This is a genomic window from Cytobacillus spongiae (genome assembly GCF_021390075.1).
This window is the reverse complement of the sequence record NZ_CP089997.1, coordinates 388,972-405,239: the sequence shown is the minus strand read 5'-3', so window position 1 is coordinate 405,239 and position 16,268 is coordinate 388,972. Positions and strand designations below refer to the sequence as shown.

8 protein-coding genes, 2 rRNA genes and 2 riboswitches are annotated in these 16,268 nt (G+C 40.6%); of the genes, 1 reads left to right on the top strand and 9 read right to left on the bottom strand.

Going from position 1 to position 16,268, the window contains the following annotated elements; translation table 11 throughout:
• Positions 1–117: 117 nt before the first annotated feature.
• The 7 genes from LS684_RS02215 to LS684_RS02185 form a co-directional block, all read right to left on the bottom strand.
• Positions 118–3,050: ribosomal RNA gene (locus LS684_RS02215) — 23S ribosomal RNA — on the bottom strand.
• 315 nt (positions 3,051–3,365) lie between these two features.
• A 16S ribosomal RNA gene (locus LS684_RS02210) occupies positions 3,366–4,916 on the bottom strand.
• The 16S and 23S rRNA genes sit together here, the layout of an rRNA operon.
• Positions 4,917–5,370: 454 nt before the next feature.
• Entirely contained in the window at positions 5,371–7,431 is a 2,061-nt protein-coding gene (gene ptsG / locus LS684_RS02205) for a glucose-specific PTS transporter subunit IIBC (protein ID WP_233809522.1), read from the bottom strand.
• Between the two features lie 193 nt (positions 7,432–7,624).
• Positions 7,625–8,467, bottom strand: a complete 843-nt coding sequence (gene glcT, locus LS684_RS02200; protein WP_233809520.1) for a glucose PTS transporter transcription antiterminator GlcT — start codon at positions 8,465–8,467, stop codon at positions 7,625–7,627.
• A 135-nt stretch (positions 8,468–8,602) separates the two neighbouring features.
• Positions 8,603–9,931 carry an NCS2 family permease gene (locus LS684_RS02195; RefSeq protein WP_233809518.1) on the bottom strand — a complete coding sequence of 443 codons (1,329 nt, stop codon included), beginning with the start codon at positions 9,929–9,931 and terminating at the stop codon, positions 8,603–8,605.
• Positions 9,932–10,154: 223 nt separating this feature from the next.
• A riboswitch (purine riboswitch) is annotated at positions 10,155–10,256 on the bottom strand.
• A 193-nt stretch (positions 10,257–10,449) separates the two neighbouring features.
• Positions 10,450–10,842 (bottom strand): hypothetical protein, encoded by a 393-nt coding sequence (locus tag LS684_RS02190; protein ID WP_233809516.1) that lies wholly within the window; start codon positions 10,840–10,842, stop codon positions 10,450–10,452.
• A gap of 217 nt (positions 10,843–11,059) precedes the next feature.
• Positions 11,060–11,968 carry a hypothetical protein gene (locus LS684_RS02185; RefSeq protein WP_233809514.1) on the bottom strand — a complete coding sequence of 303 codons (909 nt, stop codon included), beginning with the start codon at positions 11,966–11,968 and terminating at the stop codon, positions 11,060–11,062.
• 441 nt (positions 11,969–12,409) lie between these two features.
• Here LS684_RS02185 and LS684_RS02180 point away from each other — a divergent pair, with 441 nt between their 5' ends.
• The gene (locus LS684_RS02180) at positions 12,410–13,726 is read left to right on the top strand and encodes an IS1380 family transposase (protein WP_233809512.1); all 1,317 of its coding nucleotides are present in this window, start codon (positions 12,410–12,412) and stop codon (positions 13,724–13,726) included.
• A gap of 261 nt (positions 13,727–13,987) precedes the next feature.
• Here the strand turns inward: LS684_RS02180 and LS684_RS02175 are convergent, their stop codons facing one another.
• Positions 13,988–14,227, bottom strand: a complete 240-nt coding sequence (locus tag LS684_RS02175; RefSeq protein ID WP_233809510.1) for a hypothetical protein — start codon at positions 14,225–14,227, stop codon at positions 13,988–13,990.
• Positions 14,228–14,462: 235 nt separating this feature from the next.
• Positions 14,463–16,016: a glutamine-hydrolyzing GMP synthase gene (guaA, locus tag LS684_RS02170; RefSeq protein ID WP_284701576.1), complete on the bottom strand. Its 1,554-nt coding sequence runs from the start codon at positions 16,014–16,016 to the stop codon at positions 14,463–14,465.
• Positions 16,017–16,148: 132 nt separating this feature from the next.
• Positions 16,149–16,250, bottom strand: a riboswitch (purine riboswitch).
• Positions 16,251–16,268 lie beyond the last annotated feature (18 nt).

Here is a 16,268-nt window from a genome sequence, read left to right as displayed (position 1 = left end):
CCTCAAAACTAGATAATGTATAGAAGAAAGAATTACGGTAATGCCATTGAATTGACTAGTCCAGCTACACGGCTCCTACCTTCTATCGAAGTTGTACAGTCGCCTTCGCTTTCTTATTTGGTTAAGTCCTCGATCGATTAGTATCAGTCAGCTCCACATGTCACCATGCTTCCACCTCTGACCTATCAACCTGATCATCTTTCAGGGATCTTACTAGCTTGCGCTATGGGAAATCTCATCTTGAGGGGGGCTTCATGCTTAGATGCTTTCAGCACTTATCCCTTCCGCACATAGCTACCCAGCGATGCCTTTGGCAAGACAACTGGTACACCAGCGGTGCGTCCATCCCGGTCCTCTCGTACTAAGGACAGCTCCTCTCAAATTTCCTACGCCCACGACGGATAGGGACCGAACTGTCTCACGACGTTCTGAACCCAGCTCGCGTACCGCTTTAATGGGCGAACAGCCCAACCCTTGGGACCGACTACAGCCCCAGGATGCGATGAGCCGACATCGAGGTGCCAAACCTCCCCGTCGATGTGGACTCTTGGGGGAGATAAGCCTGTTATCCCCGGGGTAGCTTTTATCCGTTGAGCGATGGCCCTTCCATGCGGAACCACCGGATCACTAAGCCCGACTTTCGTCCCTGCTCGACTTGTAGGTCTCGCAGTCAAGCTCCCTTGTGCCTTTACACTCTACGAATGATTTCCAACCATTCTGAGGGAACCTTTGGGCGCCTCCGTTACTCTTTAGGAGGCGACCGCCCCAGTCAAACTGCCCACCTGACACTGTCTCCCGCCCCGATCAGGGGCGTGGGTTAGAATTTCAATACAGCCAGGGTAGTATCCCACCAATGCCTCCACCGAAGCTGGCGCTCCGGCTTCCAAGGCTCCTACCTATCCTGTACAAGCTGTACCAAAATTCAATATCAGGCTACAGTAAAGCTCCACGGGGTCTTTCCGTCCTGTCGCGGGTAACCTGCATCTTCACAGGTACTATAATTTCACCGAGTCTCTCGTTGAGACAGTGCCCAGATCGTTACGCCTTTCGTGCGGGTCGGAACTTACCCGACAAGGAATTTCGCTACCTTAGGACCGTTATAGTTACGGCCGCCGTTTACTGGGGCTTCGATTCAGAGCTTCGCTTACGCTAACCCCTCCTCTTAACCTTCCAGCACCGGGCAGGCGTCAGCCCCTATACTTCGCCTTGCGGCTTTGCAGAGACCTGTGTTTTTGCTAAACAGTCGCCTGGGCCTATTCACTGCGGCTTTTCAGGGCTATTCACCCTAAAAAGCACCCCTTCTCCCGAAGTTACGGGGTCATTTTGCCGAGTTCCTTAACGAGAGTTCTCTCGCTCACCTTAGGATTCTCTCCTCGCCTACCTGTGTCGGTTTGCGGTACGGGCACCTTTTTCCTCGCTAGAGGCTTTTCTTGGCAGTGTGGAATCAGGAACTTCGGTACTTTATTTCCCTCGCCATCACAGCTCCGCCTTATGGTAACGGGATTTGCCTCGTTACCGGCCTAACTGCTTGGACGCGCATATCCAACAGCGCGCTTACCCTATCCTCCTGCGTCCCCCCATTGCTCAAACGGAAAAGAGGTGGTACAGGAATATCAACCTGTTGTCCATCGCCTACGCTTTTCAGCCTCGGCTTAGGTCCCGACTAACCCTGAGCGGACGAGCCTTCCTCAGGAAACCTTAGGCATTCGGTGGATGGGATTCTCACCCATCTTTCGCTACTCATACCGGCATTCTCACTTCTAAGCGCTCCACCAGTCCTTGCGGTCTAGCTTCAACGCCCTTAGAACGCTCTCCTACCACTGACATCGTAGATGTCAATCCACAGCTTCGGTGATACGTTTAGCCCCGGTACATTTTCGGCGCGGAGTCACTCGACCAGTGAGCTATTACGCACTCTTTAAATGGTGGCTGCTTCTAAGCCAACATCCTGGTTGTCTAAGCAACTCCACATCCTTTTCCACTTAACGTATACTTTGGGACCTTAGCTGGTGGTCTGGGCTGTTTCCCTTTCGACTACGGATCTTATCACTCGCAGTCTGACTCCCATGGATAAGTCTTTGGCATTCGGAGTTTATCTGAATTCGGTAACCCGATGGGGGCCCCTAGTCCAAACAGTGCTCTACCTCCAAGACTCTTACTACATGAGGCTAGCCCTAAAGCTATTTCGGAGAGAACCAGCTATCTCCAAGTTCGATTGGAATTTCTCCGCTACCCACACCTCATCCCCGCACTTTTCAACGTGCGTGGGTTCGGGCCTCCATCCAGTGTTACCTGGACTTCACCCTGGACATGGGTAGATCACCTGGTTTCGGGTCTACGACCACATACTCATTCGCCCTATTCAGACTCGCTTTCGCTACGGCTCCGTCTATCCAACTTAACCTTGCATGTAATCGTAACTCGCCGGTTCATTCTACAAAAGGCACGCTATCACCCATTAACGGGCTCTAACTACTTGTAGGCACACGGTTTCAGGATCTTTTTCACTCCCCTTCCGGGGTGCTTTTCACCTTTCCCTCACGGTACTGGTTCACTATCGGTCACTAGGGAGTATTTAGCCTTGGGAGATGGTCCTCCCAGCTTCCGACGGGATTTCACGTGTCCCGCCGTACTCAGGATCCACTCAAGAGGGAACGAAGTTTCAACTACAGGGTTGTTACCTTCTCTGACCAGCCTTTCCAGGCTTGTTCGTTTACTCCGTTCCTTTGTAACTCCGTATAGAGTGTCCTACAACCCCAAGAGGCAAGCCTCTTGGTTTGGGCTAATCCCGTTTCGCTCGCCGCTACTCAGGGAATCGCATTTGCTTTCTCTTCCTCCGGGTACTTAGATGTTTCAGTTCCCCGGGTCTGCCTTCCATATCCTATGTATTCAGATAAGGATTCCATCCCATTACGGATAGAGGGTTTCCCCATTCGGAAATCTCCGGATCAAAGCTTACTTACAGCTCCCCGAAGCATATCGGTGTTAGTACCGTCCTTCATCGGCTCCTAGTGCCAAGGCATTCACCGTGCGCCCTTTCTAACTTAACCTATAAGCTTTCAATACACATCGCATCTCTTCGTCAGCTTCCTTCGCTCCGCTCCTCATGTACGTAAGTACATTCCGGTGCTCACTCAGTTGCTTCCTCGACCTGCTCGTGTCTTGAAACCTTCTAATTTCTTGTTTAGAGAAAATCTTAAGATTGGCGATTACTCGGTAATTCTTTTTTCTTCTATATTTCATTATCTAGTTTTCAAGGAACAAGTTCACTTTCTTCTATAATAAGAAGAGAGTTTGTTATAGAGAGATTGCTCTCTCAAAACTAAACGAACCATAAGCGTCAACTTTCATGTAAATATCCTTAGAAAGGAGGTGATCCAGCCGCACCTTCCGATACGGCTACCTTGTTACGACTTCACCCCAATCATCTGTCCCACCTTAGGCGGCTGGCTCCAAAAGGTTACCCCACCGACTTCGGGTGTTACAAACTCTCGTGGTGTGACGGGCGGTGTGTACAAGGCCCGGGAACGTATTCACCGCGGCATGCTGATCCGCGATTACTAGCGATTCCGGCTTCATGCAGGCGAGTTGCAGCCTGCAATCCGAACTGAGAATGGTTTTATGGGATTGGCTAAACCTCGCGGTCTTGCAGCCCTTTGTACCATCCATTGTAGCACGTGTGTAGCCCAGGTCATAAGGGGCATGATGATTTGACGTCATCCCCACCTTCCTCCGGTTTGTCACCGGCAGTCACCTTAGAGTGCCCAACTGAATGCTGGCAACTAAGATCAAGGGTTGCGCTCGTTGCGGGACTTAACCCAACATCTCACGACACGAGCTGACGACAACCATGCACCACCTGTCATCCTGTCCCCCGAAGGGGAACGCCCTATCTCTAGGGTTGTCAGGAGATGTCAAGACCTGGTAAGGTTCTTCGCGTTGCTTCGAATTAAACCACATGCTCCACCGCTTGTGCGGGCCCCCGTCAATTCCTTTGAGTTTCAGTCTTGCGACCGTACTCCCCAGGCGGAGTGCTTAATGCGTTAGCTGCAGCACTAAAGGGCGGAAACCCTCTAACACTTAGCACTCATCGTTTACGGCGTGGACTACCAGGGTATCTAATCCTGTTCGCTCCCCACGCTTTCGCGCCTCAGCGTCAGTTACAGACCAGAGAGTCGCCTTCGCCACTGGTGTTCCTCCACATCTCTACGCATTTCACCGCTACACGTGGAATTCCACTCTCCTCTTCTGCACTCAAGTTCCCCAGTTTCCAATGACCCTCCACGGTTGAGCCGTGGGCTTTCACATCAGACTTAAGGAACCGCCTGCGCGCGCTTTACGCCCAATAATTCCGGACAACGCTTGCCACCTACGTATTACCGCGGCTGCTGGCACGTAGTTAGCCGTGGCTTTCTGGTTAGGTACCGTCAAGGTACCGCCCTATTCGAACGGTACTTGTTCTTCCCTAACAACAGAGTTTTACGATCCGAAAACCTTCATCACTCACGCGGCGTTGCTCCGTCAGACTTTCGTCCATTGCGGAAGATTCCCTACTGCTGCCTCCCGTAGGAGTCTGGGCCGTGTCTCAGTCCCAGTGTGGCCGATCACCCTCTCAGGTCGGCTACGCATCGTTGCCTTGGTGAGCCGTTACCTCACCAACTAGCTAATGCGCCGCGGGCCCATCTATAAGTGATAGCCGAAGCCATCTTTCAGAATCCTAACATGTGTTAGGAGCCATTATCCGGTATTAGCCCCGGTTTCCCGGAGTTATCCCAGTCTTATAGGCAGGTTGCCCACGTGTTACTCACCCGTCCGCCGCTAATCTTTAAAAGCAAGCTTTTAAAGATTCGCTCGACTTGCATGTATTAGGCACGCCGCCAGCGTTCGTCCTGAGCCAGGATCAAACTCTCCATTAAAGAGTATTGATTAGCTCAATAGTTAAAACAAATTTAAAACGTTGACGTTATGGTTCGTTTAGTTTTCAAAGAACAATCATCGTCGCCGAGAAGCGACTTTATTAATATAACATTTCTTTATCGCCAAGTCAACAACTTTTTTCACTTTCAAAATGTTGTTTAACTTGTTTGTTGCGACTTTTAATATATTATCATCCTTTGAAACACTCGTCAACCACTTTTATTAAAATTATTTGTAATATAATATTTACCCTCTTATTATCTACCATAAACATATTTCTTCACACCCAATCTATTATTTGATTTGAAGGTTTCTGAGAAAAGATATACACTTCACCATTTAAGGAATGTTGATATGTATATACACAGTATTTTTTGATCAACTATATATTCTATTTAATAGAGCACAATTAAAAAACCGACTACTTATAGAAGAAAGTCGGTTTTTTGTTTGTTATTTTGTAATTGAAACAATATTTACTTCTTTTAAATCTACATTTCCTGGTTTTTCAATAGCTACTTTTTCACCTTCAGAAAGGTTGGTGAACACAATCGGAGTGATGATTGACGTTGCATTTTCCTTAATGTAGTCTAAGTCTACTTTTAATAAAGGTTGCCCAGCCTCCACACGGTCGTTTTCAGCTACCAATGTTTCAAAGCCTTCTCCTTTTAAATTAACTGTATCTATTCCTACATGGATAAGGATTTCGCGTCCAGAATCGGATAGGATTCCTATCGCATGCTTTGTCGGGAATAGATTTACAATCTTCCCATCTACAGGAGATACAACTGTTCCTTCGGTTGGTAGAATGGCAAATCCATCACCCATCATTTTTCCAGAGAACACCGCATCTGGCACTTCAGAAATTGGTTTTACTTCTCCTTTGATTGGTGAAACGAACTTATCTTCTTTCTTTTCTGTTTGTAATGCCTCGGGGTTTACCTCTTCGATTTGTTGCTCGACTCCTTTTTCCGGAGCTTTTTCTACTGGACGAGGTTTTTTACCTGACATAATGTCTTTCATTTGACCTTTAATCGTTTCAGATCTAGGACCAAAGATTGCTTGGATATTGTTCCCTACTTCTAGTACACCTGAAGCTCCAAGCTTCTTCAAACGATCTTTATCTACATTCTTAATATCATTAACAGATACACGAAGACGTGTAATACACGCATCAAGGTGAGCGATATTTTCTTGACCACCCATTGCTTGTAGAATGTTGTATGGAAGCTCTCCAGCTTCACCCGCTGTTCCTTCTTCCTCTTCTTGTACATCTTCACGACCTGGTGTTTTCAGGTTGAATTTACGAATGGCAAAACGGAATCCAAAGTAATAAATTACTGAGAATACAAGTCCAACCGGAATAACCAGCCATGCATTAGTTTGTGGATTAATTAAACCAAATAGGATGTAGTCAATTAATCCACCTGAGAACGTCATCCCTATCTTAACGTCTAAAAGATGCATCGTCATAAAGGATAGACCTGCAAAGATGGTATGAATTGCGAATAATAATGGTGCAACAAATAAGAATGAAAATTCAATCGGCTCAGTAATACCTGTTAAGAATGCTGTTAATGCAGCAGAAGCCATGATACCTGCTACGATCGTTTTTCTTTCTGGGCGAGCTTCATGATAGATAGCTAAAGCAGCTGCTGGTAATCCAAACATCATGAATGGGAATTTACCTGTCATAAACGTACCTGCAGTTAGCTCTTGAACGCCATCTTTAATTTGGTTCATAAAGATCGCTTGGTCTCCACGAACGATTTCTCCAGCTGCATTTGTGTATGAACCAAATTCGAACCAGAATGGTGAATAGAAAATATGGTGTAAACCGAATGGAATTAACGCACGTTCGATTACTCCGAAAACAAAAGCTGAAATTGTTAAGTTCGCATGAACCATGTTATGTGAGAATGCATTTAACCCATCTTGAATAGGTGGCCAAATCACAATCATTAGTAGACCTAACACTAATGAGCTAGCCGCTGTAACAATTGGAACGAAACGTTTACCAGCAAAGAAACCTAAGTATGATGGTAATTCAATTTCATAGAATTTATTGTACATGGCGGCGGCAAGTATACCTACTATAATCCCGCCAAACACACCTGTTTGAAGAGTAGGAATCCCTAGAACACTTGCATATTCCAAGCTCCCTTTAAGGTCTTCTGCACTAATTCCTAGCACAGTCCCCATTGTTACATTCATAATTAGGAAACCTACAATGGCTGCTAAACCAGCAACCCCTTCTCCTCCAGCAAGACCAATCGCAACCCCAACTGCAAATAATAGAGCGAGGTTACCAAAGATGATTCCACCTGATTGCTCCATGACAGATGCAATCATTTCAATTGCACCGTTATTTAAGAAAGGTGCTTTTTCTAGTAAAGTTGGATTTTGAAGCGCGTTACCAAACGCAAGTAATATCCCTGCCGCTGGTAGAATCGCTACTGGAAGCATAAGCGCTTTACCAACTTTTTGTAAGACACCGAAAGCCTTTTTAAACATGACAACTACCTCCTAATAATATTTTCTGCTCATTAAGCGTTTTCATTCTTTAGAAAAATAGAGCAAACAAAAAAGGCATGAGGAAAAAATAACTGAAAAAGTGTTATAGGTATAGATTACCCATAAAACTTGATATCAATTATCCTTTTCACTCATGCCTGATCGAATCAGTAACACGTAAAAATGATAGCATTTATTTGATTTTCTTTTGAAGCCTTTGCAGATGCATCGTTAAATACACTGCCTCTGCATCAAAAACTGGTTTCTTTAATGTTTGCTGCATTACCTTAATGAGCTTCCAAGAAAGATTATAACATAAAGGGTATTCTTCCTTCAATAGATCTGCGATTTTTTCTGGCTCTTCAACTTTTTCATTTCGATTGACCCGTTCAATGGTAAAACGGAGATGCCGAACTAAACGCATGTAGTCAATGCTTTCTTTATCTATCTTTATCTTGAATTGCTCCTCTACGAGATCAAGTAAATGAGTAACAAGCTGAGAGTGCTGATTTACTTCAGAGAGGTTCTTGTTCATAACGGCACTGTGAATATGTAGTGCGATAAAACCAATTTCTCCTTCTGGCAAATGAATTCCCGTCTTGGACTCAATTAATTCAACAACTTCTCGAGCTACTTCGAATTCAAGTGGATAAAGTGTCTTTGTTTCTATTAGAAAGGGATTTTTTAGTTCCATTCCTTTAGATAGTCTAGTAACAGCAAACATAAGGTGGTCCGTTAAGGCAACATGAATATGTTCATTCAATTTTGATTTTGTTCGTCTCTTTATTAGTTCAATTGCAGAGATAATCACCTCTAGAAGATCATTATCAAGAAACGGCAATAACTTTATATAGTTTTGCTGTTCTTTTTCATTGGTAAGCACAAACAGCTTCTCAACAGCTGTTTCATCAATGAGCTCACCAGTTTTTCGGCTAAAGCCAATCCCTTTTCCAATGAGCACTACTTCTCCGAGGTTTGCATGTTGACCAATGAGTACATTATTATTTAATGTTTTTTTAATTTGTACATTTGCCATAACTTATCCTCATTTCGACACTATCCGACTTTCACTCTCTCTTAATGTTATATAACAAAAAAGAAAGATGTCAATCCTAAAAAAAAAGGAACCATACATTTTGTATGATTCCCTTCACGCTTTCGCCACAGTCATTTAGTTTAAGAAGATAAAGTATAGAACAAACACAATGAATAGGAAGTACATAATTGGATGAATCTCTTTTGTACGCCCTTTAATGATCATCGTAATCGGATAGAAGATAAACCCAATCGCAATACCCGTTGCGATGCTGTAAGTTAACGGCATTGCAATAATCGTTAAGAAAGCTGGGACGGCAACTTCAAAGCGATTCCAATCAATTTTTCCTAATGCTGAAACCATTAATACACCGACAATAATTAATGCTGGTGCCGTAACTGGAGGTGTGATTACCCCTAGTAATGGTGAGAAGAATAATGCTAATAAGAAGAAACCTGCTGTTACGACTGAAGCAAATCCAGAACGCGCACCTGCCGCTACCCCTGCAGAAGACTCAATGTAAGAAGTAGTTGTCGATGTTCCTAAGATTGAACCAAGTACAGTTGCACATGAATCAGCGAATAATGCTTTCCCTGCACGTGGAAGTTTGTTGTCTTTCATTAATCCAGCTTGATTAGCTACTGCTACAAGAGTACCTGCTGTATCAAAGAAATCTACGAATAAGAATGTTAAAATAACAGCCAACATTTTCGTTGAGAAAAATGAACTATCACCGAATGCCGCAAATGCAGCTCCAAAAGTAGGCTCAAGACTTGGAATCGCTCCAACGACAGCGCTTGGCTTTCCGATTAATCCAAATATCCCACCGACAATTGCCGTAATTACCATTCCATAGAATATGCCGCCTTTAACACCTTTTGTCATCAGAATGACCGTAATGATGATTCCGAAGATTGCAAGGAGAACATTTCCATCTGTCAAATCACCTAAACCAACTAAAACGGCATCATTATTTACGATTATTCCTGCATTTTGAAATCCAATAAAAGTAATGAATAAGCCAATCCCTGCTCCAACTGCATATTTTAGTTCAGCGGGAATAGAGTTAATTATTTTTTCACGAATACCCGAAAGAGTAAGTACGATAAAGATTAATCCAGAAACAAGTACGCCTCCTAATGCTTGTTCCCAAGGAATCCCCATCGTTAATACAACTGTATATGCAAAGAATGCATTTAAACCCATACCAGGAGCTAGAGCTATTGGATATTTGGCTATAAGCCCCATTAATAGTGAACCCAGAGCCGCTGCTAGTGCCGTAGCAACAAATACCGCTCCATAATCCATTCTCATCGCTTCAGGTAAGTCTGGAATAGACTGCAGAGATAATGTTAGCGGGTTAACAACTAAAATATAAGCCATTGATAAAAAGGTTGTTAAACCCCCGATAAATTCACGACGATAGTTCGTGCCAAGCTCTTCAAAACCGAAAAACTTTTTCATTCTTTCTTCCCCCCGATATTTTTGTTCCATTTAGGTCTTTTTTCAGAACCAGTAACAGAACCATATAAATAACCATATACCTAATTTCTCTAGTTCATATGGTCGCTCTAGAACCTAGAGCAAAACAAAAAAAACGCTCCATAGCTATACCGGAGCGCTGACATTTAAAGGTATGTGTTAATATAAAGGGGATTTAATAGAAAAAAGAATAATGGCATGAATCCCTTATACTCACTTACCTCGTAGTCAAGCCATTTACGGTAGCTCGGTAGAAACTTTTGGGCCTTATTCCCAACATTATACGACGTAATACGACAAATATTTAATTCCCTTTTATTTTAGCAATCAAAATTCAATCCGTCAATACAAAAAGCGAACATTTTTATGTTCGCTTTTTGTATTGTTCGTGTTTTTATTTTACTCCCACTCGATCATATACGGTACCCAAAATCCTTTTAAAAGTCTAGATTTCTCCCCTCCATCCTATATTTTGGTGGGGTATTCGGTGGGCAAACAAATTACCTAGCGTTCAGAGAATTAATGCAAACCATATAACAGGCAAAATCACCAAACCGTTTCCGATCATTTTCTATTGTTCCTAACTCATTAATCCACTCAGAGTTCCATCCTTGGTTTTTCATATATCTTGATAGAATATTCAACGTGGCCATAAAATCATTGTGCCGGAGAGTCCTTGCTTCATCAACACTTCTTTTTTCCTCATTTGTTTGAACACTCCAGTTAGCACGGGCATTCGCATAGTTATTCGCTGCTTTAACAACATCTTCTAAAAGTTCTTGGAAATCTTCATCTTTTGTTTTAGCATATTGTAGAATCTTCGAATGGATCTCTATTGCTTCTTGAAAAGTCAAACTATCAGTTATCTCCAAATAATTATCATAAGTCAACATACTAAATCCCCCATTTCTTCATGCTATTTTAAAGAAAGTATATAGTACAAGAAGGTAAAACATTCGCTACCAATAAAAAGAAAACACTCAGTAATGTAATGAACATTCCCAGAAGATATTTTAAGGAGCTAAGGTTTTTTTGTGGAAATTTAACCTCTTTCCACTCATCGCTTAAGTAATTCAATACATTTGATGATCTAAGTATCATAATTTTTTCTTATACAATTCTCATTTTCAAAGTAGAAGCAGCTGCATCAATTCTATTGCCCCTGGACCTTATTGCTTTTGTTAAGAAATCTATACTTGTGAAAAATTCTAGCTTAGATGGCTGTAGATTTCCGTCAAAAATACCTTCCCATAGTTGTTTAGGCTTAGAATTAGGTTTATTGGGATCTTCCAGAAAATCTTGCAAATAGTATTTCTCAATAAAAGCTGAAAAGCTTGAGTATTCATCTAGCCACTTTTGTACCTCATTAACAACTTCCTCTTGAGTTGAAGACACATTGCTCCTAAATCTATTCTGACTTAAAAATTTTGATAATTCAGCACGAGGACTTAAATTCCGAGTTCCCATTTCTCGTTTTTTAAAGTAGTTGTAAATATGATAGAGAGCAACCAAAAAGTTATCTTGGGTTTTGGCGACCCTACCTATATTAAAACCAAAACATACACTACTGAAGTTAGGTAAGGTATATACTGCATTTAAAAATTCAAGTATTCTTTCATGTACTTGAATATCATTTACTTTAGAGAAATATGCCCATACTGACTGATTGTTAATCGTTTTAATAATTTCACATACGCCCTCACTAACCATTTGTTTTTTCAATCCAGCGATGTCTGGCACTATATATTTCTTGTATCTCTCGTTATACTCTAACAAGTCTGAATGATAGTACCGCATATATAGTGTTACAAAACTTTGAGGACTAATGAGTGTATCAGTATATTGAGACTCACCAAAAATATCCTTCAGCATTGCTTTTGCTTCTTTAGAACTATCACAATCAAACTTCAATTTCTCGGCATTTAATAATTTGTAATTGATAAAACTTTCCCATGAATTACTCCCTAACAAATCACATTTTCTATAAAACCCCAGAAAGTTTATATCGTTTATTGTCATTTTCATTCCTCCTAATATTATTTCATTTAACTCCTAACTTCTCTCCCGTCTCCTTAATATATATTACATAATTATATTATCATTTATATATTTTTATATCAATATTAATAATAAATAATTAATTATTTATTTCATATATAATCAATATACCAGTTATCATTATAAATACAAACAAAAATAAAGGATTGTACATATCAGCCATGACTGGTATGTACAATCCTTTATTTTTGTTCTTCAATCTTAAAGAGTTTATCTTTTTCAGATAAGCTTAGGACAATATGTTTATCCTGAATTATTCACAGTAACTTACTGATAACCTTGTAAATGCTTATTTATCAGGTAATCCAGCTAATTTAGTCATTCATCAAATAAATGAAAAAAGAATCCATTTCTGATAAGGTTAAAACATCTACGAAATAACCACCAGAAAGGATTCTTATAATGGCTACTTTACCGCAATTAACCCTAAATTTCAATCGTCAGATTAAATTATCAAATGATGGAGGCTCCCTTTCTTCTGATACGGGAGAATTCGTTTTTAGAGAATTCGATGAGAAAATCGGGTTCTCAGAAACATTAACTAAATATCTACAACTAAAAGACGAAAGGCTTTATTATTTTCACTCAAATGAAAATATGCTTCGTCAAAAGATTTATCAGATTATCGCTGGATATTCCGAAGATGATGCAGCTGATCAATTAACGAATGATCCCGTGTTCACACAAATCATTGGAACTGAAGCGTTAGCTTCTCAACCAAGTTTATCTCGTTTTTTTGCACGGTTTGATCACGAATCTATTGTGCAACTAAATCAAGCTAATCAAGAACTTCTAGACAAAGTACATCAAATTAGAGATTCAAAGGCACTTATCATCGACTTGGATTCAACGCATGCCGATACGTATGGACAACAAGAATCTGCATCTTACAATTCCCATTACGGAACAGTTGGTTTCCATCCATTGGTTGCTTTTGATGGCATAACAGGTGATTTTCTAAAAGTCCAACTAAGACCGGGAAATGTCTATACTTCCACCAATGTCGTGGAATTTGTCAAACCTCTTATCGAGCATTATAATGAAAAATTCCCAGAGACTATCCCATTCTTACGTGGGGAAAGTGGTTTTGCTGTCCCAGCTTTGTATGAGTTATGTGAAGATGAGTCGGTATCTTATGTCATTCGTTTAAAGTCAAATGCCAATTTGCAACGTCTCGCTGATGAACTACACCCTGCTTCTGCGCCATCTGATACAACACGAACAGAGTGTTATTATGAGGAAACCGAGTATCAAGCAAAATCATGGTCTAAACCTAGAAAAGTGATCATCCAATCCGTTCGCCCTGCGGGCGAATTATTCTTCACTCATTTGTTCTTTGTGACTAACTTGATAGACGCATTTTCTCCAAAGGATATTGTCAGTGCGTACAAGAAAAGAGGCACGATGGAAAACTATATTAAGGAAGCAAAGAATGGCTTTGGTTTAGATAAAATGAATAGCCACTCTTTCCAAGTGAATGAATCTAGGATGATGTTGAGTCTGTTGGCATACAACCTAACCAATTGGCTACGTACACTTTGCTTTCCGGAAGGACAACAAAGCATACAAATCGAAACCATTCGAACAAGACTGATAAAGGTTGCCAGTAAATTAGTGAGATCAGGCAGATCACTATACTATAAATTGTCCTCTAGTTTTGTGTACCAAGAATTCTTTTGGAAAGTGCTACAGCGAATTCAACAGCTAAAGCTAGAATAAATCTGCCCATTATCAAACTATTTAAAAAGCCTACTTTTAGACCAAGGGGGTAGTATGCCCAAAAACACTAAAATTTTGAGGCTGGTTAGTAAGGTTTTATCATAATTCAGGAAACACCTACAAAATTAATGTCAGCCGTACATCAAAATAGCATCTTGGTTTCATTTTCTAGTCTAATGTGCATGTATGAATAATTCAGGTTTATAAATATATTTAAAAATTCTTCAGCATTTATAAGTTCTAATAGCTACTATTCAAGAATCATTTATCAGAAAACTTAAACTCTGTTTTTTCAGCTTTTTGTTTTACAAAAAGTTTTTTCACTTCCGAAGTTTTATTTTCTATCGCACCGAACATTTCATTAACCTCTTCTTCTGAATAGTCATAATTATTTCTCACAGATAGATTTGCAATCAAATCTAATGTATCTAAGATTTTTTGAGTTCGCTTTTCAGCTAGGTTTTTAAAACGTTTGTTTCGCTCATTTTGTACTTCAGTCATTTTAATATCTCTCCTTAAAGCCATATTATCAGTAAGATCATTTATTTATGTCTATATTTTAATATTTTCGTTATAAATAAACAACAAGCACTATTTATTTCGTTATTTTCCGGAAATGAAAATGTCTTTGGGGGAAAAATGGGGGGGAACTATATAAAAACAAACCTATTTTACAGTTTTAGAATACATGAAACGCTGTAAAATAGGCTTGTTCATTTCAAATCATTTTAGTTGCTTACTCCCACTCGATCGTCGCAGGCGGCTTGCTTGTTATATCGTAAACAACTCGATTAATATGATTTACTTCATTAACAATTCTAGTTGAGATCTTTTCAAGCACATCCCAAGGGATTCTTGCCCAATCAGATGTCATCCCATCAATTGAAGTTACAGCACGAATACCTATTGTATAATCATACGTACGTGCATCTCCCATTACCCCTACACTTCGGATATCAGGAAGTACTGTGAAGTATTGCCAAATGTCGCGGTCTAAGCCAGCTTTTTTAATTTCTTCACGAAGGATAGCATCAGATTCTCTGACGATTTCAAGCTTATCTTCTGTGATAGCACCCAATACACGAATTCCTAATCCAGGACCAGGGAATGGCTGTCTCCATACAACCTCATCTGGAATTCCAAGCTCTGAACCTAGAGCACGCACCTCATCTTTAAACAACGTGTTTAACGGCTCGATTAATTGGAATTGCATATCTTCTGGTAGTCCACCTACATTGTGGTGAGACTTAATAGTTTGAGCAGTTGCTGTTCCACTCTCGATAATATCTGTATATAAAGTACCTTGCGCAAGATAATCGATTCCTTCAAGCTTTGCTGCCTCATCATCGAAAACATATATAAATTCATTTCCGATAATTTTACGTTTTTGCTCCGGATCGCTAATTCCTTCTAATTTGGATAAGAATCGCTCTTTTGCATCTACCTTTATTACATTCATATTGAATCCTTCAGAAAAAGTCTTCATAACACTGTCTGCTTCATTTTTACGAAGGAGACCATGGTCTACAAAAATACAAGTTAATTGATCACCAATTGCTTTGTGTATCAGCACGGCAACAACAGATGAATCTACTCCTCCACTAAGAGCACATAGAACCTTTTTATCACCTACTGTTTGACGAATCTTTTCCATTTCAATTTCGATGAAGTTTTCCATGGACCAGTTGCCTTTACATTGACAAACATCAAATACAAAGTTCTTAAGCATGTCATTTCCGTATACAGAGTGACGTACTTCAGGGTGGAATTGAACGGCATAAAGACTGCGGCTTTCATCACTCATAGCAGCAATTGGACATGATGGGTTTGTAGCATCTACAGTAAATCCTTCTGGAGCTTGTACTACAAGGTCTCCATGGCTCATCCACACCACTTGCTCTGCTGGGAGATCACCAAATAGCTTGGATGGGTTTTGCACCTGAATAGTTGCTTTCCCATACTCACGATGTGTTGCTCCCTCAACCTTTCCGTTAAAATGCATTGTCATTAATTGCATACCATAACAAATCCCGAATATTGGTAGCCCTAATTCAAAAATCGCTTCATCACATTTAAAAGCATTTTCCCCATACACACTATTTGGTCCACCGGAGAATATAATTCCCTTTGGGTTCATTTCTTTAATTTCCTCTGCTGTAATGGTGTGTGGGTGTAACTCGCTATAGACACCAAGCTCACGAATTCTTCTTGTAATTAATTGATTGTATTGACTGCCGAAATCTAGTACTACGATCATTTCTTGGTTTTGAAGCTCTGCTTTTCCTGTCAAACTGGCCACCTCATCCTTAAAAATATGATGTCTCTAAAACATTATGCTCAGAAAACAAAAAAACTAGAATTCCCCTTCAAATAAAAATTGAAGGCAGAATTCTAGTTTTAAAAAATAGAAAATAGCTTTTTTTAAAATTAGACCTGCCTTCATAGTCAAATCATTTATGGTGATCTGGTAGAGACTCTCGAACCGTATTATCGAGGATATATGAAGGTACTAAATGATAATATTTTAGAACATTGTAACAAC